This window comes from Streptomyces sp. NPDC052687, assembly GCF_040678395.1.
Taxonomy (GTDB): domain Bacteria; phylum Actinomycetota; class Actinomycetes; order Streptomycetales; family Streptomycetaceae; genus Streptomyces.
This window is the reverse complement of the sequence record NZ_JBFATR010000003.1, coordinates 162761-184638: the sequence shown is the minus strand read 5'-3', so window position 1 is coordinate 184638 and position 21878 is coordinate 162761. Positions and strand designations below refer to the sequence as shown.

The window sequence follows — 21878 nt, the reverse complement described above, 5'->3', positions numbered from 1 at the left end:
AATTTCGAACATTTATTCAATTACTACTGCGGGTGCGGCTGCGTCGCCACCGGTTCACCAGCCCGTCGGGCACTTCCTCCGCGGTCAGCGCGAAGACGAGGTGGTCGCGCCAGGCCCCGTCGATGTGGAGATAACGCGGCCGCAGCCCCTCCTCGCGAAATCCCAGTTTCTCCACCACGCGGCGGCTCGGCCCGTTCTCCGGGCGAATGCAGACCTCCACGCGGTGCAGTCCGACGGTGCGGAAACAGTGGTCCACGACGAGGGCCACGGCGGTCGGCATCACCCCGCGGCCGGCCACCGCCTCGTCCACCCAGTAGCCGACATGACCGGAGCACATCGAGCCCCAGGTGATCCCGGCGACCGTCAACTGCCCGACCAGCCGCCCCTGGTACTCGATCACGAACGGCAGCATCCGGCCCGCGTTCGCCTCCGCGCGCAGATGGCGCACCATCTGGCGGTAGGTCGGCCGGTGGATCACCGGTCCGCCGGGGCCGGGCGGCGGGATCGTCGCCTCCCAGGGGCGCAGCCAGTCCCGGTTGCGCCGGTTGACCTCGCGCCAGGCCCGCTGGTCGCGCAGCTTTATCGGCCGCAGGACGACGTCTCCCTCGACCAGCTCGACGGGCCAGAATGCGCTGTTCAGCTCGCACCCCCCGGTCCGGGTCCGGGGTGGTCACCGCCGCGGATCTGGTCGACGGCGTGGACCAGCAGCGGCTCCAGCACGGCCAGTCCGTCGCGCACCCCGCCGGTCGACCCGGGCAGGTTCACGATCAGCGTGCGGCCCGCCACTCCGGCCAGGCCCCGGGAGAGGACCGCGGTCGGCACCTTGTCCCGGCCGTACGCCCGGATCGCCTCCGCGATGCCCGGCACCTCGAAGTCGAGCACCGCGCGGGTGGCCTCCGGGGTGCGGTCGGTGGGCGAGACGCCCGTGCCGCCGGTGGTGACGATCACGTCGTACCCGGCGTCCACGCCCGCCCGCAGCGCGGCCTCCACGGGGTCGCCGTCGGGGACGACCCGGGGCCCGTCCACGGCGAAGCCGAAGCCGGTGAGGCCGTCGGCGACCAGCGGGCCGCCCCGGTCCTCGTAGACCCCCGCGGCGGCGCGCTGGGAGGCCGTGACGACCAGCGCGCGGTACGGCGCGGCCGGCCCGCTCACGACCGGCTCCAGTCGCCGGACTTCCCGCCCGTCTTCTCCTCCACCCTCACGTCCGTGATGACCGCTCCCTTGTCCACCGCCTTGACCATGTCGACCACGGTGAGCGCGGCGACGGAGACCGCTGTCAGGGCCTCCATCTCGACGCCCGTGCGGTCCGTCGTCCGCACCGTGGCGGTGATCTCCACGGCGTCGTCCGCGACCGACAGATCCAGTGTCACACCCGACACCGACAACGGGTGGCACAGCGGAATCAGGTCCGGGGTGCGCTTGGCGCCCATGATCCCGGCGATCCGCGCGGTGGCGAGGGCGTCGCCCTTGGGCAGTCCCTCACCGCGCAGCAGCTCGACCACGCGGGGCGAGACGAGGACGCGTCCGCTGGCGCGGGCGGTGCGCGCGGTCACGTCCTTCTCCGATACGTCGACCATCCGGGCGGCGCCCGCGTCGTCGATGTGCGTCAGTCGGTCCTGCGTACTCATGTTCTGTGCCGCTCCCGGTCCGGGCCCTCGCGGTGCGGCGCGCGGGCCTGCTGTGCGCGACACGGTACCGCCAACACCGGGGCGTCAGCCGAGCAGGATCACCTCGACGTCGTCGCCGGGCGCGACGGAGGTCACGTCCTCGGGGACGACGATCAGCGCGTTCGCGCGGGCGAGGGCGGCGATCAGGTGGGAGCCGGCTCCGCCGACCGGGGTGACGGTGCCGTCGGCGTACGCGCCGCGCAGGAACTGGCGGCGGGCCTTGGGCGAGGTCAGCGGCCGGTCCGCGGTCAGGGTGGCGCGGGCGGCGGGCCGGTGCACGTCCGTGAGGCCCATGAGGGTGCGGATCGCGGGGCGGACGAACAGCTCGAAGGAGACGTACGCCGACACCGGGTTGCCGGGCAGGGCCAGCAGCGGGGTGTGGTCGGGGCCGATGGAGCCGAAGCCCTGCGGTTTGCCGGGCTGCATGGCGAGCTTGCGGAACTCGACGCCGCTGCCCGGCTCGTCCTCGTCGCCGACGTGCGACAGCGCCTCCTTGACGACGTCGTACGCGCCGACGCTGACGCCGCCGGTGGTGACCATGAGGTCGGCGCGCACCAGCTGGTCGTCGATCGCGGTGCGCAGGGTCTCGGCGTCGTCGGCGACGGCGCCCACGCGGTAGGCGATGGCGCCGGCGTCGCGGGCGGCGGCGGTGAGGGCGAAGCTGTTGGAGTCGTAGATCCGGCCGGGGGCCAGCTCCTCGTCGGGCTGGACGAGTTCGCTGCCGGTGGACATCACGACCACGCGCGGGCGGGGGCGGACCCGGACCGTGCCGCGGCCGATGGCGGCGAGCAGCGCGATCTGCGGCGGGCCGAGGATGGTGCCGGCGTCGAGGGCGCGGTCGCCGGCCTTCACGTCGCTGCCCTGGGCGCGCACGTGCGCGCGTGCCTCGCACGGCCGGTGGACGCGCACCTGGCCGCCGGCCGCCTCCGGGGCGAGGCTGCGGGCGCGCATCCCCGCGACGGGGCCCTCGCCGAGGCCGCCGTCGGTCCACTCCACGGGGACCACGGCCTCGGCGCCGGGCGGCAGCGGGGCGCCCGTCATGATGCGGGCGGCCTGGCCGGGGCCCACGTGGAGCAGTCCGGCCTGGCCGGCCGCGACGTCCCCGATGACGTCCAGGACGGCCGGGAACTCCTCGCTCGCGCCCGCGACATCCGCGACCCGCACCGCGTACCCGTCCATGGAGCTGTTGTCGAACGGCGGCAGGGAGACCGGCACCGTGATGTCGTCGACCAGGACGCAGCCCTGGGCGTCGAGCAGGTTCAGCTCGATGGGTTCGAGGGGGCGGACGGTGGCGAGGATGTCCTCCAGGTGTTCGTCCACCGACCACAGGTGGTCCTGGCCGGTGGCGCGGGGCGCGGCGGTGCTCACGGTGGCTACATCTCCTCGGTGACGTAACTGCGAAGCCAGGACCGGAAGTCCGGCCCCAGGTCCTCACGTTCGCACGCGAGTCTGACAATGGCACGCAGGTAGTCGCCGCGGTCGCCGGTGTCGTAGCGGCGGCCCTGGAAGACGACGCCGTGCACGGGGCCGGCGACCTTCTCGTCCTGGGCGAGCTGCTGGAGGGCGTCGGTCAGCTGGATCTCGCCGCCGCGGCCGGGCTCGGTCGTGCGGAGTATGCCGAAGATGCCCGGGTCGAGGACGTAGCGGCCGATGATGGCGTAGTTGGACGGGGCGTCGGCCGCGTCCGGCTTCTCGACCAGGCCGGTCACCTTGACGACGTCGCCGTCCGTGGTGGCCTCGACGGCGGCGCAGCCGTAGAGGTGGATCTGCTCGGGCGCGACCTCCATGAGCGCGACGACGCTGCCGCCGTGCCGCTCCTGGACGTCGATCATCCGCTGGAGCAGGGGGTCGCGCGGGTCGATCAGGTCGTCGCCGAGGAGAACGGCGAAGGGTTCGTCGCCGACGTGCGGGGCGGCGCACAGGACGGCGTGGCCGAGGCCCCTGGGGTCGCCCTGGCGGACGTAGTGCATCGTGGCGAGGTCGCTTGACTCCTGCACCTTGGCGAGCCGTTCGGCGTCGCCCTTCTTCTCGAGCGCGGACTCCAGCTCGTAGTTGCGGTCGAAGTGGTCCTCAAGCGGGCGCTTGTTGCGCCCTGTGACCATGAGGACGTCGTCGAGGCCCGCCGCGACGGCCTCCTCGACCACGTACTGGATCGCCGGCTTGTCCACGACCGGCAGCATCTCCTTGGGAGTGGCCTTGGTGGCCGGCAGGAACCGGGTGCCGAGGCCTGCTGCGGGAATGACAGCCTTGCTGATCCTGGGGTGCGACTGAGTCATGCCCGACACCATATCCGGTGCCTTTGTGCGGAATCGGAGGCTCCGGTTACTAGACGCTCATATGAGCACATTGAAAGCGTACGGGAGTGACAGGTGGGCCACAGCGGACCTTCCAGCGAGCCTGACAAGCGCGCGTTGCGGCGCCGGCTCATCGCGGTGAGGAACAGGTTGACGGCCGGTGACGTGCGGGAATCGGAGGCGGCTCTGGCCCGGCGGGCGCTGGAGCTGCCCGAGCTGGCACACGCGCGCACGGTGGCGGCCTATGTGTCCGTCGGGAGTGAACCGGGGACGCGCGCGCTGCTCGACGCGCTGCGCGCGCGGGGCGTGCGCGTCCTGCTTCCGGTCCTGTTGCCCGACAACGACCTGGACTGGGGCTTGTACGCCGGTGAGGACTCCCTGGCCCGCGTCCGGCACGGCGGGAAGATGGCGCTCCTGGAGCCCGCCGGCGACCGCCTCGGCGCGGACGCGGTGACCGCCGCCGACGCCGTGCTGCTGCCGGGGCTCGCGGTCGACGCGCGCGGGATGCGGCTGGGACGCGGCGGCGGCTCCTACGACCGGGTCCTGGCCCGGCTGGAACGCGCGGGCGCGCGGCCGGCGCTGGTGGTGCTGCTGTACGACGCGGAGGTCGTCGAGCGGGTCCCGCAGGAGGAGCACGACCGGCCCGTGCACGCGGTGGTGACCCCGTCCGGGGTGCGCCGGTTCTGACACGGCGAAGGGCCCTCCACGCGCGCGTGGAGGGCCCTTCGCATCGAGGTCAGCCGCTCACGGCTTCAGGACCAGCGTGTCGGTCGTGTTCTTGTCGACCGCCTTCTCGGAGAAGGACCACGGCAGCAGTTCGCCCTTGGCCCACTTGCCCGTCTGGTCCGTGTAGTGGGCGCTGTAGGCGTGCCCGGAGGCGCCGGTGAGGTTGATCCACCGGGACTTGTCGAGGTCGCCGAGGTTGACCACCATCCGCATCGACGGCACCCAGACGACGCCGTAGCCGCCGGCGGCGTTCCAGCCGGTGGCGTTGACCGCCGCCTCGCCGCCGCTGAGCTTCCAGGGGCCGCGGTTGAGCGCGTACCGCAGGAAGCCGGGGCCCTCGGTGCCGAGGGTCTGGTTCTTCAGGAACAGGCGGTGCAGCCGGCCCCAGCTCCAGCTGTCGATGTCCTTGCCGAGCTTGGCGGTCAGCTCCCAGCGCGCGTCGATCATCGCGCGCTTGAACAGCTCGTCGCGGTTGTCGGCACCGGGGCGGGTGAAGTTCTCGGGCGCCTTCCACCAGTCGCTGTCCGGGTCGTTCATCAGCGTGCGGACCACCTCGAACCAGCGGTCGCCGCCGTCGGGCTGGGCCTCGTCGGCGTCGCGCTGGCCGCACTCGCGCACCCGGCGGTCGTCGTCCACGGGTCCGGTGGTGTCGACCGGCTCGACCCACAGGCACTGGCCCTTGACCCGCAGCTCCTTGGGCAGCTTGTTGCCGAAGGCGAGCTTGAGGACGTTGCGCCAGACGGCGTTGAAGTAGGCGGCCGCGGCCGAGTCGGCGTCCTGGGTGTAGTCCCAGCCCTCCAGCAGCTTCTGCGCCTCGCGGACGTCCTTGTCGCCGACGTCGATCTTCAGCAGCTGCGGCACGAGCAGCTTCGCCATCTCGCTGCTGTTGTCCGTCTGCATCTGGCGCATGTCCTCGGTGGACACCTTGCCGCCGCCCTTGATCTTCGACTCGATCAGGTCGGTGATCCGCTGGCTGCGGGTGCCGTAACCCCAGTCCGTGGTGAGGGTGTACGGGTAGTTCTTCCCGACCACGGCCTGGTTGGCGGCGACGATGTAGCCGCGCTCCGGGTCGTACTCGTAGGGCAGTTCGTCCTGCTCGACATAGCCGGTCCAGCGGTACTTCGCGTCCCAGCCGGGCGCCGGGACGGAGCCGTCGTGGCCCTTGGCGCGCACGGGGATCCGGCCGGGCAGGGTGTAGCCGATGTGGTTGCGGGTGTCGGCGTAGACGAGGTTCTGCGAGGGCACCTCGAACAGGGCCGCCGCCGCGCGGAAGTCGTCCCAGCCGGTCGCCTTGTCCATCGCGAAGACGGCGTCCATGGTCCGGCCCGGGTCGAGCGCGGTCCAGCGCAGCGCGATGGCGTAGCCGTCGCCGCGGTCGGGGGCGGCGGTGTCGACGGTGGCCTTCTTGCCGACCTTCACCAGTTCCTCGGCGCGGTCGGACAGCAGGGGGCCGTTGTTGGTCTCCCGGACGACGATCTTCTTCGGTTCGCCGCCGGCGACCTCGATGGTCTCCTCACGGGTCTTGAAGGGGACGACCTTGCCGTCGTAGAGGTAGCCGTCGCCGGTCAGCTTCTGCAGGTAGAGGTCGGTGGCGTCGATACCGGAGTTGGTCAGGCCCCAGGCGATGTCCTTGTTGTGGCCGATGATCACACCGGGCATACCGGCGAAGGTGTAGCCGGAGACGTCGAACTGGCACTTGGCGGACACCGCGCGGCAGTGCAGGCCCATCTGGTACCAGACGGACGGCAGCGACGGCGACAGGTGCGGGTCGTTGGCGAGCAGCGGCTTGCCGGTGATGGTGTGGGCGCCGCCCACGACCCAGGAGTTGGAGCCGATGCCGTTGCCGTTCACGCCGACGGCCGCCGGCAGGTCCTCCATGACCTCCTGGAGGCCCGCGAGCTGGGTCTGCAGCGCGTCCGTGCCGGCGCCGGTGCCGGTCCCCGTGCCGGTGCCGGTGCCGGTGCCGGTCCCTGTGCCGGTGCCCGCGGAGGTCCCGGCGGACGATCCCGCGGTGCCGCCCGCCGACGCGCCCGCCGTGCCGGCGGCACCCGCGGTGCCGGTGCCGGCCGGCGTGCCCGAGCCGTCGCCCTGTTCGAACGTCTGAGTGAGCTCGTTGTACTGGCCCTCCTGCACGACGGCCCGGTTGCGGTCGTAGGGGTACTCCGGGTACAGGTCGGCGATCTGCTTCGGGCCCAGGCGGCTGGTCATGAGGGCGCGGTCGATCTCGGCCTTCATGTTGCCGCGCAGGTCCCAGGCCATCGCCTTCAGCCACGCGATCGAGTCGACCGGGGTCCACTCCTCGGGCTTGTAGTCGTTGCTGAGGCCGAGGGCGGCGTACTCCAGGGAGATCTCCTCGGCCGCCTTGCCCTTCAGGTAGGCGTTGACTCCCTTGGCGTACGCCTGGAGGTACTTCTTGGTGGAGGCCGACAGCTTGGTGTCGTACTCCTCCTTCGCGATCCGGTCCCAGCCGAGGGTGCGCAGGAACTCGTCGTTGTCGACCTGGCTCTTGCCGAACATCTCCGACAGGCGCCCGGCGGTCATGTGCCGGCGCACGTCCATCTCGTAGAACCGGTCCTGCGCCTGGACGTAGCCCTGCGCCATGAACAGGTCCTCGTCGGAGGAGGCGTAGATCTGCGGGATGCCGTAATCATCCCGCTTCACATCGACGGGTCCGGAAAGTCCATCGAGTGTGAGTGAACCCTTGGTCTGCGGGAAGGAGGCCCGGACGGTGCTGACGGTCCAGTACGCCCCGTAGGCCACGCCACCGATGATGGCCAGCACCAGCACGAGCACGATCAGACGGGCTTTGCGCCCCTTCTTCCTGCCGGACTTGCCGGGCTTCTGACCCGTTGAGGCGGTGGTGTTGGGGGGCATCGCTGTCCTTGCTGTCCTAACGCGAGCGGCAGGTCGGGCTGTGACTATGAAAGAGCGCTGGAGCAACCATAGGCGCAGGGCCTGCTCCGGCTTGACGCGGAGTCGGGAACCAGCGCGGACGGACGTTCGATCTTGCCTCGGCGAACGTCAAGAAATCGTCAAGAGTTAGGTAAGGTAACGAAGTAGTTGGCGCGAAGTGTGCGCACTTCGTGTCGGATTTGTACGAGCGTTCACGCGCGCGGGAGGCACGCGAGGACCAGGGAAGGGAACGGCCGCTGACTGTCCACCACCTCAACCAGCTCCTGCTCGTCTGCTCGGTCGTCCTGCTCGTCGCCGTCGCCGCGGTCCGGATCTCCTCGCGCAGCGGGCTCCCCAGCCTGCTCGTGTACCTGGGCATCGGCGTCCTCATGGGCCAGGACGGCATCGGCGACATCCACTTCGACAACGCCGAACTGACCCAGGTCATCGGATACGCGGCCCTGGTCGTGATCCTCGCCGAGGGCGGTCTGGGCACAAAGTGGAAGGAGATCGGGCCGGCCCTGCCGGCCGCCTCCGCGCTGGCGCTGGTCGGGGTCGCGGTGAGCGTCGGGGTCACCGCGACGGCGGCACACCATCTCATCGGCCTCGAATGGCGCCAGGCCCTCATCATCGGGGCCGTCGTCTCCTCGACCGACGCGGCCGCCGTCTTCTCGGTGCTGCGGAAAATACCCCTCCCCGCGCGCGTGACGGGCACCCTGGAAGCCGAGTCCGGCTTCAACGACGCCCCGGTCGTCATCCTCGTGGTCGCCTTCTCCACCGCCGGACCGATCGAACACTGGTACGTCCTGGTGGGGAAGATAGCGCTGGAGCTGGCCATCGGCGCCGCCGTCGGCCTGGCGGTGGGCTGGCTCGGCTCCTGGGGCCTCCGGCACGTGGCGCTGCCCGCCTCCGGCCTCTACCCCATCGCCGTGATGGCCATCGCGGTCGCGGCGTACGCGGCGGGCGCGCTGGCGCACGGCAGCGGCTTCCTCGCCGTCTACCTCGCCGCCATGGTGATGGGCAACGCCCGGCTGCCGCACTGGCCGGCCACGCGCGGGTTCGCCGACGGCCTGGGCTGGATCGCCCAGATCGGCATGTTCGTCCTGCTCGGCCTGCTGGTCACCCCGTCGGAGCTGGGCGACGACATCGTGCCCGCGCTGCTCATCGGCCTGGTGCTGACCATGGTGGCGCGCCCGCTGAGCGTGGTGGCCTGCCTGACGCCGTTCCGGGTGCCGTGGCAGGAGCAGAGCCTGATGTCGTGGGCCGGGCTGCGCGGCGCCGTGCCCATCATCCTGGCGACGATCCCCATGGTGAACGGCGTCGAGGGCAGCCGCCGCATCTTCAACATCGTCTTCATCCTGGTCGTGGTCTACACCCTCGTGCAGGGGCCGACGCTGCCCTGGCTCGCCCGCAAGCTGCACCTCGGCGACCGCTCCGAGGCCGCCGACCTCGGCATCGAGTCGGCACCCCTGGAGCGGCTGCGCGGCCACCTGCTGTCCGTCGCCATCCCCGAGGGGTCGCGGATGCACGGCGTCGAGGTGCACGAGCTGCGGCTGCCGGCCGGCTCCGCGGTCACCCTCGTCGTCCGGGAGGGGAAGTCGTTCGTGCCGCTCCCCTCGACGGTGCTGCGGCGCGGGGACGAGCTGCTGGTCGTCGCCACGGACCCGGTCCGCGACGCCGCCGAGCGGCGCCTGCGCGCGGTGGGCCGCGGCGGCAAGCTGGCGGGCTGGCTGGGGACGAGCGGGGATGAGAGCTAGGCGCGAGCGCAGCTGCCCGCCGTTCGCAGGCGGCCGTTCACAGGCGGGGGCGTGGACAGTGCTCGTTTTCACAGGTGCGACGCGCGTAGACCTCTGTATCATGAAGGCCATCCAGACCTGATCGAACCAACTCTGCCTGACGCAGAGCTGGCGCGACCGTATGGCGGCCGGCCCGCTCCCCTCAGTGAGCGCCGGTATCTACCGCAGTTCCGCGCAAGAGGACAGCTCTCGGCGCTGCCCCGCCACCCCGGGGGCGGTGCTACCAGGCGGCAGAAAGGCACGGGCCGTGGCGTCCACGGTCACCACCGAGCCGTCGAAGGACACGACGGCGACCTCCTCCCGCCCGGGATACGGGCAGCTGCTGCGCACCCGCGGCGCCTGGACGTTCCTGCTGCCCGGCTTCGCGGCCCGCCAGCCGTTCGCCATGCTCACCCTGTCCATCGTGCTGCTCGTGCAGCACACCACCGGCTCGTACGGCGCGGCCGGCGCCGCCGCCGCGGTCACCGGCGTCTCCATGGCCCTCTTCGCGCCCTACAGCGGGCGCCTCGCGGACCGCTTCGGCCAGCGGGCCGTCCTGATCCCCGGCGTGCTGGTGCACACCGTCTCCGGTCTCACCCTGACGGCGCTCGCGCTGGCGCACGCCCCCCTGTGGGCGCTGTTCGTGGCCGCAGTCCCCACCGGCGCCTCGGTGCCGCAGGTCGGCCCCATGGTGCGCGCCCGCTGGGGCGTCAAGCTCCAGGGCTCGCCGCTGATGACGACCGCGGCCGCCTTCGAGTCGGTCACCGACGAGCTGACCTTCGTCGTCGGCCCGCTGCTGGCCACCGCCCTGTGCACCGCCGTCGACCCGGCGGCGGGCCTGGTCACCGAGGCCGCCCTGACGCTCGTCGGCGGTCTGCTGTTCGCCGCGCAGAAGAGCACGCAGCCGACCGTCACCGGCGGCGGGCACGCGCGCGTGGAGCACGCCTCCGCGCTGAGCGTCCCCGGTGTGCGCGTGCTGATCGTCGCCTTCCTCGGCATCGGTTCCGTCTTCGGCGGGATGCAGGTCTCACTGGCCGCGTTCACCGAGTCGATCGGCGAGCCCGGCCTGAACGGCGTCCTGTACGGGATCTTCGCCGCGGGCAACATGCTCTCCGGCATCGCCTGCGGCGCCATCGCCTGGAAGGCCGCCCCGCAGCACCGCCTGGTCGTCGGCTACGCGGCGCTCGCGCTGGCCGCGTCCGGGCTGTGGGCCGCGCACTCGGTGCTCGTCCTGGCGGGCCTCGGCCTGCTGGTCGGCATGTGCATCGCGCCCGCGCTCATCACCGGCTACACGCTGGTCGAGGGACTGGTCCCGGCCGGGGCCCGCACCGAGGCCTTCACCTGGCTGACCGGCGCGGTCGCGCTCGGCCAGGCGGCCGCCGTCACGGTCGCCGGACAGCTGGAGGACCGCTTCTGGGACGGCGCCGGTTTCCTGGTCCCGATGGGCGGCACACTGCTCGCCCTGGCGACCGTGCTGGCGCTGCGCTCGCGGCTCGCGGCGCGGCCCGCCGACCGGACCGTGGCGCGTGGCGTGGGTCACCGCTCGCCGGTGGCGGTGGACTGACGGGCCGGAATACGTCACTATGGATCGTCGTTAGCACTCATTGAGTGAGAGTGCCAGGAGGAAGACAGTGCCGACCTACCAGTACCAGTGCACCGAGTGCGGCGAGGGCCTCGAGGCGGTGCAGAAGTTCACCGACGACGCCCTGACCGAGTGCCCCAGCTGCCAGGGCCGCCTCAAGAAGGTGTTCTCGGCCGTCGGCATCGTCTTCAAGGGCTCCGGCTTCTACCGCAACGACAGCCGCGGCTCCTCGTCGAGCAGCTCGCCGGCGTCGTCGAAGTCGTCGTCCTCTTCTTCGTCGTCCTCGTCGTCTTCGTCTTCCGACTCGAAGTCGTCGAGCTCCAGCACCTCCACCACGGGCACCGCCGCGTAAGTCCGGCATCCCGCGCAGCACCGGAATTCCCCGCGGGAGCGGCATACCGCGCGGGTCTGGTGGCGCCGCGGGTACCGGCGCCCGCGCGCGACTCGCTTCGGGTAGACCCCGCCGTCCCAGGGACGGCGGGGTCTTCCGCGTTGCCCGGCCGGTGTCTGCGCCCCGCCCTCGGCGGCTACTGTGCTGGTCATGGCGAACGCAGAGATCGGTGTCATCGGCGGGTCCGGCTTCTACTCCTTCCTGGAGGACGTGACCGAGGTCCAGGTGGAAACCCCGTACGGGCCGCCCAGCGACTCCCTCTTCCTCGGCGAGATCGCCGGGCGGCGGGTGGCCTTCCTGCCCCGGCACGGGCGGGGCCACCATCTGCCGCCGCACCGGATCAACTACCGCGCCAACCTCTGGGCGCTGCGGTCGGTCGGGGCGCGCCAGATCCTCGGCCCGTGCGCCGTGGGCGGGCTGCGGCCCGAGTACGGGCCGGGCACGCTGGTCGTCCCCGACCAGCTGGTCGACCGTACGAAGGCGCGGGTCACGACGTACTTCGACGGGCTGCCGCTGCCGGACGGCACCGTGCCGAACGTGGTGCACGTGTCCCTGGCCGACCCCTACTGCCCCACCGGCCGGGCGGTGGCCCTGAAGGCGGCGCGCGGGAGGGACTGGGAGGCGGTGGACGGCGGCACTCTGGTCGTCGTGGAGGGGCCGCGCTTCTCCACCCGCGCGGAATCGTTGTGGCACCGGGCGCAGGGCTGGTCGGTGGTGGGCATGACCGGCCACCCGGAGGCGGCGCTCGCCCGTGAGCTGGAGCTCTGCTACACCTCCCTCACCCTGGTCACCGACCTGGACGCGGGCGCCGAGACCGGAGAGGGCGTCTCGCACGACGAGGTGCTGCGGGTGTTCGCGGCGAACGTGGACCGGCTGCGGGGGGTGCTGTTCGACGCGGTGGCCGCCCTGCCGGCGAACGAGGAGCGGGACTGCCTGTGCACGAGGGCGCTGGGCGGGATGGATCCGGGGTTCGCGCTGCCGTAGGGGCTGCGGCGGGCGGGCTGCGATCGTCGGCGGGCTGCGGTGGGCGGGCTGCGATCATCGGCGGGCTGCGGTGGGCGGGCTGCGATCATCGGCGGGCTGTGGTGGGCGGGCTGCGATCGTCGGCGGGCTGCGGCCGACGGGTTGCCGTGGGCGGGCAGCCGCGGGTGGGCTGCGGCAGGTGCGCGGGTTGCCGTCGGCGGGCGGAACGTCCCCTTCGGGGGACAGGGTTTTCCACAACCCGTCAGTAGTCCACCGGCCTCGGCGGGCGGCGGCGCGAAGCCTCATCGTGGGCTGCAACCGATCGCTCGTCGAAGGTGGTGGCCCCGTGCCCTTCGCTCACTCGCCCGCCCCGTATCCGTATCCGTGTCCGCCGTCTCCGGCCTCCGCCGCGGCGCCTGCTTCCCTGTCGCCCCGCCCGCCCGGCACCGATGTGCCCGCCACGTGCGAGGTGCCGCTCTTTCCTCCGGTGCGGGTGCGCGGCGGCCGCCACCGCCTGCGCCGGTTGGTACGGCACCGGCAGCGGGCGCTGGCCGCCGGGCTGGCCGTCACCGCGGCCGCCCTGCTGGCGGCCGGTCCGGCGGGGCCGCCGGGCGGGGACCGGGCCCGTGGTCATCCGGTGGTGGACCGGGCGGCGGGACGGCCCGCCGCGGCACGGGTGGCCGCCCCGGTGCGGATCGCGGACGCCGCGACGGTACGGCTGCTGCGGCCCGGCGACCGGGTCGACGTGATCGCCGCGGAGGAGTCGGCGGGCGGCGGCGAGGCACGGGTGGTGGCGCGCGGTGCGCGGGTGACCCGGGTGCCCGAGCCGCTGGACGCGCCCGGTGACGTCACGTCCGCCGGCGGCGGGGGCGCGCTGGTCGTGCTGTCGGTGGACCGGGCCACGGCCGCGCGTCTGGTGGGCGCGAGTGCGACGGCCCGGCTGGCGGTGACGCTGTGCTGAAGCGGGGGTTGACGGCGGGCTTGATGCGCGGGCCGCTGTCCAGTACCACGTTCGAGCCGCGGCATTGGACAGTCCGGCGTCGCCGTGACGTAGGTTGCGGAGCGTTTGATTCCACAGCATGTGTGTGCGAGGAGAGGCCCCGAGGTGAGCGAGAAGAAGGAATCCGGCGTCTGGCAGGGCTTCAAGGCCTTCCTGATGCGCGGGAACGTCGTCGATCTGGCAGTCGCGGTGGTCATCGGCGCCGCCTTCACCAACATCGTCAACTCGGTGGTGAAGGGCGTGATCAACCCGCTGGTCGGGGCGATCGGCACGAAGAACCTCGACAGCTACAGCTCCTGCCTCAAGGGCCCCTGCGAGATGGGGCGGGACGGGACCGTCACGAGCGGCGTCATGATCCTGTGGGGCTCGGTCCTCGGCGCGACGCTGAGCTTCCTGATCACCGCGGCGGTCGTCTACTTCCTGATGGTCCTGCCGATGGCGAAGTACCTGGCGCGGCAGGAGGCCCGCAGGCAGGCCCGCGAGGGCACGAAGGAGATCGTCGAGGTGACCGAGCTGGAGGTGCTGAAGGAGATCCGCGACGCGCTGGTCGCCCAGCGGGGTCCGGACCGCATTGGGTCCTGAGGGAGTCACCCTCCTCAGCGGCTCACAGGTGGTGCGGCGGCTTCTCGTCGAGGAAGCGCTTCAGGTCGTCCGCCGAGTCGCCGCCCTGCCGTTCGCCCCAGCCCCGGTCCGTGTCGTCGGAGGACTGCTCGTCCAGCGGGTCGTCGAAGATCAGCGCGGGCTTGGGGTCGCGCGGCTCGGGGGTGGAGGCGGTGCTCATGCCCCCAGCGTACGGCCCGGGAGCGGGGCCGTGTCGGGCCGGCCGGAAGGCTCGTGAACGCCTTCACAAGAAATCTCGCCCGGTTTCTGCTGTTCTGGGACGCATGACGTCCCCTTCGACTCCGCCGCCCGCCCCGGCAGGCGGGCGGCCCCCTGTCCGGCCGCTGCGCAGACTCACCGCGCGACGCCGCGACGAGGCGCACCGCGTCGCCACCCCGCTGGAGCTGTTCTTCGATCTGTGCTTCGTGGTGGCGGTCGCCCAGGCGGGCCTGCAACTGGTGCACGCGACAGGCGTTCCTGTGGGGGTACGGCCACTACGCGATCTTCGCCTCGGCGGCCGCGATCGGCGCGGGCCTGGAGGTGGCGGTCGAGCAGGCGGCCGGCACGGCGCGCGTCTCCACGCTGTCCGCCTCCGCCGCGGTGACCCTGCCGACGGCGCTCTATCTGCTGGCCGTGTGGGCGCTGCACTCCCGGTACTTCAAGGCGGGCATCGCCCAGCAGGCGGTGCTGCCGGTGACCGCGCTGCTCGTCATCTGCTGCAGCTTCCTGGGGCACTCGTCGGTCCTCGCGGCCGGTGCCGTGACGGCTTCGGCGGTGGCGACCGGGGAGACGCTGGCGGCGCGCCGGGCCGCTCGGGGGAGCGCGCCGCGGCAGCCCGCGCCGACGGGCTGAACACGTCCGGGAAGCGGGACGCTGTCCGCTCGCCACGGCGGGCCAGACTGGCCCCATGACTGTTGACGCTCTGACGGACGTGGCGGGCCTGCGGGTGGGACACGCGACGCGCACCGGCGACGGATGGCTCACCGGCACCACCGTCGTCCTCGCGCCGGAGGGCGGCGCCGTCGCCGCCGTGGACGTACGCGGCGGCGGCCCCGGCACCAAGGAGACCGACGCGCTCGACCCGCGCAACGTGGTGCAGCGGGTGGAGGCGATCGTGCTGACCGGCGGCAGCGCCTACGGGCTGGACGCGGCGTCCGGGGTGATGGCCTGGCTGGAGGAGCGTGGCCGCGGGGTGCGGGTGGGACCGGACCCGGCGCACGTGGTGCCGGTCGTGCCCGCCGCGTGCGTCTTCGACCTGGGCCGCGGCGGCGACTTCCGGGCCCGGCCGGACGCGGCGGCCGGCCGGGAGGCCGTCGAGGCGGCCGCGGCCGAAGGGCTGGGCGCGCCGGTGCGGGAGGGGTCCGTGGGCGCCGGCACGGGTGCCGTGGTCGGGGTGCTCAAGGGCGGGATCGGCACCGCGAGCGTCGTCCTCGGCTCGGGGATCACGGTGGCCGCGCTGGTGGTGGCGAACGCGGCGGGCTCGGTGACGGATCCGGAAACCGGCGTGCTGTACGGGGAGTTGTTCCAGGGGCGCGTGGACTGCCCCGAGGCGCGGGTGCACGAGGCCGCGCGGCGGCGCATCGCCGAGGCGGAGGCGAGGAACGTCCCGCCGCCGCTCAACACCACGCTGGCGGTGGTCGCCACCGACGCCGCCCTGACCAAGGCGCAGGCGCAGAAGCTGGCCGGCACGGCGCACGACGGTATCGCACGTGCCGTACGGCCGGTGCATCAGCTCAACGACGGGGACACGGTCTTCGCGCTGGCGACGGGAGCGCGGGCGCTCGACGCCGAACGTCCGCTCGCGCTCAACGACATCCTGGCCGCGGGCGCGGACACGGTGACGCGCGCGATCGTGCGGGCGGTGCGCGCCGCGGCGCCGGTGGAGGGTCCGGGCGGGGTGTGGCCGTCCTACGAGGAGCTGTACGGAAACCGTTGAGAGGGGGAACAGGAGGGAGCGCCGAGGCGTCGCGGACGGGTCCGCCCCGTTGGCTCCACTGGGGCCCATGGTGCCTGTGAGCAGCGGATTTTGACCGTTCGCCGGGTGCGGCGGGAATCTTTGCGGCGACTCGGCCGTTTTCCCCGCGTACGTTTTCTCGGTTCCCGGACACGATGTCCGACCGAGGGGCTACGGTATGCACCCACAAGGTGACATGCAGCAACGCCGGGAGAAACCTTGAGCGTTCCGTACGAGACCGCAGCGTACGAACCACACGAGTCGCCCGAGTCTCCGGAGGAGCATCTCGCGCGACTGCTCGGCCGCGCCCTCAACTCGTTCGAGCTGCCCGACGAGACGATAAGGCGCCTCGACGGTGCGCTGGCGCACGACAGTTCGCTGCACTCGGCGCATCACAGCGCGGGGCTGCACCGCGAGACGTACCGGCACACCTGGCTGCTCGCCGACGGATCGGCGCTCACGTTGTGGGAGCTCGTGCACAACACCGCGCGCGGGCGCGCGGCGCAGCACGAGGTGTATGTCGACGAGGAGGAGCTGCGGGCCGCGACGATGCGGCTGCCGCTGCCGTCGGAGGCGCCGGACTTCGAGCTGCCGGTGCTGGTGCAGCCGTCGCCGGTGCCCGGGCCGCGGCACGCGTATGTGCCGGACGACTCCGCGGACCACGCGCGCCGGCTGCTGCGCCGCGCGGAGAACCCGGACCGGCCGGACGCGGAGACGGCCGCGCTGCTGAGGAGCGCGTGCGCGCACCAGATCACCCAGGCCTTCGGGCGTCCCTGCCGCGCGGGCCGCGCCGGACTGGGATTCTCCCTCTACGAGCACGCGTTCCTGCTGCGTGACGGCACGGAGATCTCCCTGTGGGAGGTCGAGCACACGGCCACGCCCGACGGGCGTCACATGTGCGAGGTGTACGCCTCGGAGGAGGCGGCACGGGAGGCGATGGAACGACGGGCCGCGCAGCGGTCGTAGCGGGGGCCGGGTCGGCGTCGTAACGGGGCCGGGTCGGCGTCGTGAAGGGCGCCGGGTCGGTGTCGTAGCGGGATCGGGTCGGCGTCGTAAGGGGCCGGGTCGGGGTCGTAGCGCGGCCCGTTCGATCTCATGACGGGGCCCGGTCGATCTCGTGGCGGGGCCCGGTCGATCTCGTGGCGGGGGCCCGGTCGGTCTCGTGGCGGGGGCCCGATCGGTCTCGTGGCAGGGAACGTGGTCAGTGCTCGTCGCCAAGGCGGCGGACGAGGACCGCGAAGGCGGCTTCCTCCGCGGGGGTCAGGCGTACGGACTCCCGGTGCGGGCCGTTCTCGCGCTGGCGGGGCAGCGCGCCGAGGGGGCGTGCGCCGGTGCCCACGGCGGTCCCGGGGCGGCCGCGGCGCAGCAGGCGGGCGAGGACCATGACCCAGATCACGGCCGCCGCGGCGAGGACGGCGACGCCCGCCCACTGGAGGATCGAGACGTGCTCAGGCGTGTGTCCCATGTGCCCCAGTAGACACCACGGTCCGGGACTTCCGCCCCGGACCGTGATCTATCTCGCGAACCCACCCCAAGGGGGCGCTCCGTCGGGCGGTTACGCGGCCACCGGCTGCCTGGGCTCGGCCGCCGGGGCGGCCGGGCCGTCGGCGGCCGGGGCGGTCTCGGTGCCGGGGGCCGGCTTGCGCAGGCCCTTCAGGAGGATGACCAGGCCGGCGGTGACGGCCGTACCGACGGCGATGGCGAGCAGGTAGAGGAACGGCTTGCCGATCAGGAAGGTGACCCAGACGCCGCCGTGCGGGGCGCGCAGGGTCGAGCCGAACGCCATGGTCAGGGCGCCGGTGACCGCGCCGCCCGCCATGGAGGCGGGGATGACCCGCAGCGGGTCGGCGGCGGCGAACGGGATGGCGCCCTCGGAGATGAAGGAGGCGCCGAGGACCCAGGCCGCCTTGCCGTTCTCGCGCTCGGCCGGGGTGAACAGCTTCCGGCGCAGGGTGGTGGCCAGGGCCATGCCCAGCGGCGGGACCATGCCGGCGGCCATCACCGCGGCCATGATCTTCATCGCGGAGTCGCTGGGCGCGGCGACGGAGATGCCGGCCGTGGCGAAGGTGTAGGCCACCTTGTTGATGGGGCCGCCGAGGTCGAAGCACATCATCAGGCCGAGCAGGACGCCGAGGAGGACGGCGTTGGCGCCGGAGAGGCCCTCCAGCCAGTCGGTCATCGCCTTCTGGGCCTCGGCGATCGGCTTGCCGATCACGACGAGCATCAGGAAGCCGACGATCATCGAGGAGAGCAGCGGGATCACGACCACCGGCATGATGCCGCGCAGCACCGGCGGGATGGTGACCTTCTGGATCGCCATCACCACGCCACCGGCGATCAGACCGGCCGCGAGGCCGCCGAGGAAGCCGGCGTTGATGTCGAAGGCGATCATGCCGCCGACGAATCCGGGCACCAGGCCCGGCCGGTCCGCCATTCCGTAGGCGATGTAACCGGCGAGCACGGGGATCAGGAACTCGAACGCCACGGCACCGATCTGGAACAGCAGGGCGCCCCAGCTGTCGGCCTGGCCCCAGTCGAAGACCTCCGTGACCGGCTTGGCCTCGTTGATCCGGTAGCCGCCGATCGCGAAGCCGAGGGCGATGAGCAGACCGCCGGCCGCGACGAACGGGACCATGTAACTGACGCCCGACATCAGCCACTTGCGCAGCTTGGTGCCGTAGCCCTCGCCGGGCTCGCCCGCGCGCTCCACGGGGGTGCCGCCGGGCCGTCCCGCGGTGGGCGTGACCTCGCCGCGGGCGGCCTTCTCGCGCACCTCGGCGATCAGGGCGGCGGGGCGGTTGATGGCCGCCTTCACGCCGGTGTCGACGGTCGGCTTCCCGGCGAACCGTTCCTTCTCCCGTACGGCGACGTCGTGGGCGAGGATGACGCCGTCCGCGGCGGCGATGACGGCCGGGTCGAGCCGGGTGAAGCCCGCCGATCCCTGGGTCTCGACGACGACGTCGACGCCCGCCTCACGGCCCGCGTTCTCCAGGGCCTCGGCGGCCATGTAGGTGTGCGCGATGCCGGTGGGGCAGGAGGTGACGGCGACGATACGGAAGGGGCGCTCGGAGCCCACGCCGGCGCCCGCGTTCGCGTCGGCGGCGTCCCCGGCGACGTCTCCGGCGGCGTCTCCAGCGGGGCCGGCGGCGGCGGTCTCCGTGGCCGGGGTGGAGGTCGGGGCGGTGGTGTCCGTGGCGGTGGTGTCCGTGGCGGCGTCGGTGGAGGCCGCCACCGACGCCGCCACGGAGTCTTCGGCGCCGTCCTCGGCCGGGGCCGTGGCCGTGGCCGGGGCTGCGGTCGTGGCCTTGGTCGCGGCCGGGGCCGGGGTGGTGGCCGTGGCCGGGGGCTCGTCTCCGCGGATGAGCGCCGCGGCCTGCGCCGGGTCGCCGACCGCGCGCAGGGCGTCGGTGAACTCGCTGTTCATCAGCTGCCGGGCGAGCGACGACAGGATCGTCAGATGGGCGTCGTCGGCGCCGGCGGGGGCGGCGATCAGGAAGATCAGGTCGGCCGGGCCGTCCGCGGCGCCGAAGTCGATGCCGGCGGCGCTGCGCCCGAAGGCTAGCGTCGGTTCGGTGACATGGGCGCTGCGGCAGTGCGGGATGCCGATGCCGCCGTCGAGCCCGGTCGGCATCTGCGCCTCGCGCGCGGCCACGTCGGCGAGGAAGCCGTCCAGGTCGGTCACCCGGCCCAGGGCGGCCATGCGCTGGGCGAGGGCGCGCGAGGCGGCTTCCTTGGTGTCGGCGGACAGGTCGAGGTCGACCAGGTCCGCGGTGATCATGTCGCTCATCGCGGGCTCCTTAGCTCGCGTATCGCCCGGGGAGTGAGGTGGGCGGGAGAGGGGACGGGGGTGCGGTGGGGGGACGCGGGGGCGGGGGCCGTACGGGTCGAGGGGATCCGTCGGCGGGCGGAGGCGGGGCCGGGGAAACCTCGCCTCCGGGCGGGTGCGGACTTACCGAGCTCACCGGGGCCAACTGGGGCCACCGGGGCGGAAACGGGGGTCACGGGGTGGAGGGCCCGCCCGTGGGGCGCGACGAGTAACGGGGAGCCTCGCCGTTCCAGGGCGGCCGGGCGGTGCGGTGGCGCGGGCGTCATGACACCGCCTCCCTCAGCACGCGGTCCATCGGCACGTCCGCCGTGACCGAGACCGCCGCCGGTTCCAAGTCGGCCGGGGCCGGCATGACGCTGCCGGGGAGCCGGACGGCGGCGGCGCCGTGGGCGACGGCGGAGGCGAGGGCGTCGGGGCCGCTGCCGCCGGCGATGAGGAAGCCGGCGAGGGAGGCGTCACCGGCGCCGACGTTGCTGCGTACGGCGTCCACGCGGGCGCTGCCGAACCAGGTGCCCGCGTCGTCCACGAGCAGCTGGCCGTCGGCGCCCAGGCTCGCGAGGACCGCGCGGGCGCCGCGCTCGCGCAGCTCCTCGGCGGCCTTGACCGCGTCGCCCACCGTGGCCAGCGGACGTCCGACGGCCTCCGCCAGTTCCTCGGCGTTGGGCTTGACCACGTCGGGCCGGGCGGGCAGCGCCTCCAGCAGCGCACGCCCGGAGGTGTCCAGCGCGATCCGCGCGCCCCCGGCGTGCGCCCTGGTGACCACGTCGGCGTACCAGGAGGCCGCGAGGCCGCGCGGCAGGCTGCCGCAGCAGGCGATCCAGTCCGCGTCGCGCGAGTGCTCGCGCACGGTCTCCAGGAGCAGTTCCTGCTCGGCCGCCCGCAGCTCGGGGCCCGGCGCGTTGATCTTCGTCAGGACGCCGTCGGACTCCGCGAGCGCGATGTTGGAGCGGGTGGCGCCCTTGATCGGTACCGGCGCGACCTCGATGCCCTGCGCGTCGAGCAGATCCGCGACGAGTGCGCCCGGCGCACCACCGAGGGGCAGTACCGCCACCGTGCGCCGTCCGGCGGCCGCGACGGCGCGCGAGACGTTGACGCCCTTGCCGCCGGGGTCCGTGCGCTCGGTCTCGGCGCGGATGACCTCGCCGCGCTTGAGGGCCTGGACCTCGTAGGTGCGGTCGAGGGACGGGTTGGGGGTGACGGTGAGGATCATGCGCGCACTACTTCCGTGCCGCCGCGCTCGATGGCGGCGGCGTCTTCGTTGCTCAGCCCGCTGTCGGTGATCAGCAGGTCCACGTCGCTCAGGTCGCCGAAGCGGGCGAAGTGCTCCTTGCCGTGCTTGGAGGAGTCGGCGAGCAGCACGACCCGGCGGGCCGCGGCCATCGCCGCCCGCTTCACCGCGGCCTCGGCGAGGTCGGGGGTGGTCAGACCGTGGTCGGCGGAGAAGCCGTTGGCGGCGACGAGGAGGACGTCGGCGCGGATCTCGCCGTACGCCCGCAGCGCCCAGGCGTCGACGGCGGCGCGCGTGCGGTGCCGTACGCGCCCTCCGACGAGGTGGAGCTGGATGCCGGGGTGGTCGGCGAGGCGGGCGGCGATGGGCAGGCTGTGCGTGACGACGGTGAGGGAGGTCTCCAGCGGGATCGCCGCGGCCAGCCGGGCCACCGTCGTGCCGGCGTCGAGGATCATGGTGCCCTCGGCGGGCAGTTCCGCGAGGGCGGCCTTGGCGATCCGGTCCTTCTCGTCCGCCGCCGTGGACTCGCGTTCGGCGAGGTCGGGCTCGAAGTCGAGGCGCCCGACGGGGATCGCACCACCGTGCACGCGGCGCACCAGGCCGGCGCGGTCGAGGGCCTTCAGATCGCGGCGGATGGTCTCCGCCGTCACCTGGAACTCCTCGGCCAGCGACACGACGTCCACCCGGCCGCCGTCGCGGGCGAGCCGGAGGATCTCCTGCTGCCGCTCCGGTGCGTACATGTCCGTTCGCCTCCGAGTGTGCCCGAACGTGTGGTTTCAAGGGGAGGCTACGACGGGTTTTCCGGAATGTAAACAGGTTCGGATACGAGTCCGGGCGTAAACGGGCACGGCCGGGTGCGGCCCGATGCCCGCGACGCATGGCGAGGGCCCGGCCTCCTGCATGGCGAGGCCCGGCTTCCTGCATGGCCAGGCCCGGCCTCCTGCATGGCGAGGGCCCGGCCTCCACTGTCAGGAGGCCGG

At 73.0% G+C, this 21878-nt stretch carries 20 protein-coding genes and 1 pseudogene; 10 read left to right on the top strand and 11 right to left on the bottom strand.

Annotated elements, in window-relative coordinates; all coding sequences use genetic code 11:
• Nucleotides 1-16 precede the first annotated feature (16 nt).
• From AB0K92_RS05630 to galU, 5 genes are all read right to left on the bottom strand, one after another.
• Nucleotides 17-640, bottom strand: coding sequence for a GNAT family protein (locus AB0K92_RS05630; RefSeq protein WP_365919904.1), 624 nt, complete (start codon nucleotides 638-640; stop codon nucleotides 17-19).
• The gene (locus tag AB0K92_RS05625) at nucleotides 637-1152 is read right to left on the bottom strand and encodes a MogA/MoaB family molybdenum cofactor biosynthesis protein (RefSeq protein ID WP_365919692.1); all 516 of its coding nucleotides are present in this window, start codon (nucleotides 1150-1152) and stop codon (nucleotides 637-639) included. Before AB0K92_RS05625 ends, AB0K92_RS05630 begins: the two co-directional genes overlap by 4 nt.
• Complete coding sequence (gene moaC / locus AB0K92_RS05620; RefSeq protein WP_365919690.1) at nucleotides 1149-1628, bottom strand: cyclic pyranopterin monophosphate synthase MoaC; 480 nt, start codon at nucleotides 1626-1628, stop codon at nucleotides 1149-1151. Before moaC ends, AB0K92_RS05625 begins: the two co-directional genes overlap by 4 nt.
• A gap of 84 nt (nucleotides 1629-1712) precedes the next feature.
• Nucleotides 1713-3035, bottom strand: a complete 1323-nt coding sequence (gene glp / locus AB0K92_RS05615) for a gephyrin-like molybdotransferase Glp (protein ID WP_365919688.1) — start codon at nucleotides 3033-3035, stop codon at nucleotides 1713-1715.
• A 5-nt stretch (nucleotides 3036-3040) separates the two neighbouring features.
• The gene (gene galU, locus AB0K92_RS05610; protein ID WP_365919686.1) at nucleotides 3041-3943 is read right to left on the bottom strand and encodes a UTP--glucose-1-phosphate uridylyltransferase GalU; all 903 of its coding nucleotides are present in this window, start codon (nucleotides 3941-3943) and stop codon (nucleotides 3041-3043) included.
• A gap of 93 nt (nucleotides 3944-4036) precedes the next feature.
• Here galU and AB0K92_RS05605 point away from each other — a divergent pair, with 93 nt between their 5' ends.
• Nucleotides 4037-4648 (top strand): 5-formyltetrahydrofolate cyclo-ligase, encoded by a 612-nt coding sequence (locus AB0K92_RS05605; protein WP_365919684.1) that lies wholly within the window; start codon nucleotides 4037-4039, stop codon nucleotides 4646-4648.
• Nucleotides 4649-4705: 57 nt separating this feature from the next.
• Here AB0K92_RS05605 and AB0K92_RS05600 read toward each other — a convergent pair whose 3' ends face one another.
• Nucleotides 4706-7561: a penicillin acylase family protein gene (locus AB0K92_RS05600; protein ID WP_365919682.1), complete on the bottom strand. Its 2856-nt coding sequence runs from the start codon at nucleotides 7559-7561 to the stop codon at nucleotides 4706-4708.
• Nucleotides 7562-7779: 218 nt separating this feature from the next.
• On the opposite strand from AB0K92_RS05600, the gene AB0K92_RS05595 reads away from it, so the two are divergent.
• From AB0K92_RS05595 to mscL, 6 genes are all read left to right on the top strand, one after another.
• A complete protein-coding gene (locus AB0K92_RS05595; protein ID WP_365919680.1) occupies nucleotides 7780-9336 on the top strand; it encodes a potassium/proton antiporter in 1557 nt (518 codons plus the stop codon).
• A 286-nt stretch (nucleotides 9337-9622) separates the two neighbouring features.
• Nucleotides 9623-10918, top strand: a complete 1296-nt coding sequence (locus AB0K92_RS05590; RefSeq protein ID WP_365919678.1) for an MFS transporter — start codon at nucleotides 9623-9625, stop codon at nucleotides 10916-10918.
• A 67-nt stretch (nucleotides 10919-10985) separates the two neighbouring features.
• Nucleotides 10986-11288 carry an FmdB family zinc ribbon protein gene (locus tag AB0K92_RS05585; RefSeq protein ID WP_365919676.1) on the top strand — a complete coding sequence of 101 codons (303 nt, stop codon included), beginning with the start codon at nucleotides 10986-10988 and terminating at the stop codon, nucleotides 11286-11288.
• A gap of 189 nt (nucleotides 11289-11477) precedes the next feature.
• Entirely contained in the window at nucleotides 11478-12311 is an 834-nt protein-coding gene (locus tag AB0K92_RS05580) for an S-methyl-5'-thioadenosine phosphorylase (RefSeq protein ID WP_365919674.1), read from the top strand.
• 403 nt (nucleotides 12312-12714) lie between these two features.
• Complete coding sequence (locus tag AB0K92_RS05575; protein WP_365919902.1) at nucleotides 12715-13251, top strand: RcpC/CpaB family pilus assembly protein; 537 nt, start codon at nucleotides 12715-12717, stop codon at nucleotides 13249-13251.
• A 144-nt stretch (nucleotides 13252-13395) separates the two neighbouring features.
• Nucleotides 13396-13872, top strand: a complete 477-nt coding sequence (gene mscL / locus AB0K92_RS05570; RefSeq protein ID WP_365919672.1) for a large conductance mechanosensitive channel protein MscL — start codon at nucleotides 13396-13398, stop codon at nucleotides 13870-13872.
• 22 nt (nucleotides 13873-13894) lie between these two features.
• Here the strand turns inward: mscL and AB0K92_RS05565 are convergent, their stop codons facing one another.
• On the bottom strand, nucleotides 13895-14071 hold the full coding sequence (locus AB0K92_RS05565) for a hypothetical protein (protein ID WP_365919670.1): 177 nt from the start codon (nucleotides 14069-14071) through the stop codon (nucleotides 13895-13897).
• Nucleotides 14072-14355: 284 nt separating this feature from the next.
• On the opposite strand from AB0K92_RS05565, the pseudogene AB0K92_RS05560 reads away from it, so the two are divergent.
• The 3 genes and pseudogenes from AB0K92_RS05560 to AB0K92_RS05550 all read left to right on the top strand — a co-directional run.
• Nucleotides 14356-14742: pseudogene (locus tag AB0K92_RS05560) on the top strand (low temperature requirement protein A); the annotation flags it as partial.
• Nucleotides 14743-14797: 55 nt separating this feature from the next.
• Nucleotides 14798-15826 carry a P1 family peptidase gene (locus AB0K92_RS05555; RefSeq protein ID WP_365919668.1) on the top strand — a complete coding sequence of 343 codons (1029 nt, stop codon included), beginning with the start codon at nucleotides 14798-14800 and terminating at the stop codon, nucleotides 15824-15826.
• Nucleotides 15827-16063: 237 nt separating this feature from the next.
• On the top strand, nucleotides 16064-16810 hold the full coding sequence (locus tag AB0K92_RS05550) for a DUF6227 family protein (protein WP_365919666.1): 747 nt from the start codon (nucleotides 16064-16066) through the stop codon (nucleotides 16808-16810).
• A 235-nt stretch (nucleotides 16811-17045) separates the two neighbouring features.
• Here AB0K92_RS05550 and AB0K92_RS05545 read toward each other — a convergent pair whose 3' ends face one another.
• The 4 genes from AB0K92_RS05545 to AB0K92_RS05530 all read right to left on the bottom strand — a co-directional run bounded on the left by AB0K92_RS05545 (nucleotide 17046) and on the right by AB0K92_RS05530 (nucleotide 21638).
• Nucleotides 17046-17309: a hypothetical protein gene (locus AB0K92_RS05545; protein ID WP_365919664.1), complete on the bottom strand. Its 264-nt coding sequence runs from the start codon at nucleotides 17307-17309 to the stop codon at nucleotides 17046-17048.
• A gap of 90 nt (nucleotides 17310-17399) precedes the next feature.
• Complete coding sequence (locus AB0K92_RS05540; protein WP_365919662.1) at nucleotides 17400-19631, bottom strand: fructose-specific PTS transporter subunit EIIC; 2232 nt, start codon at nucleotides 19629-19631, stop codon at nucleotides 17400-17402.
• Nucleotides 19632-19932: 301 nt separating this feature from the next.
• Nucleotides 19933-20880, bottom strand: coding sequence for a 1-phosphofructokinase (pfkB, locus tag AB0K92_RS05535; RefSeq protein WP_365919660.1), 948 nt, complete (start codon nucleotides 20878-20880; stop codon nucleotides 19933-19935).
• Nucleotides 20877-21638 (bottom strand): DeoR/GlpR family DNA-binding transcription regulator, encoded by a 762-nt coding sequence (locus AB0K92_RS05530; RefSeq protein ID WP_365919658.1) that lies wholly within the window; start codon nucleotides 21636-21638, stop codon nucleotides 20877-20879. The genes pfkB and AB0K92_RS05530 overlap by 4 nt, the downstream gene beginning before the upstream one ends.
• Nucleotides 21639-21878 lie beyond the last annotated feature (240 nt).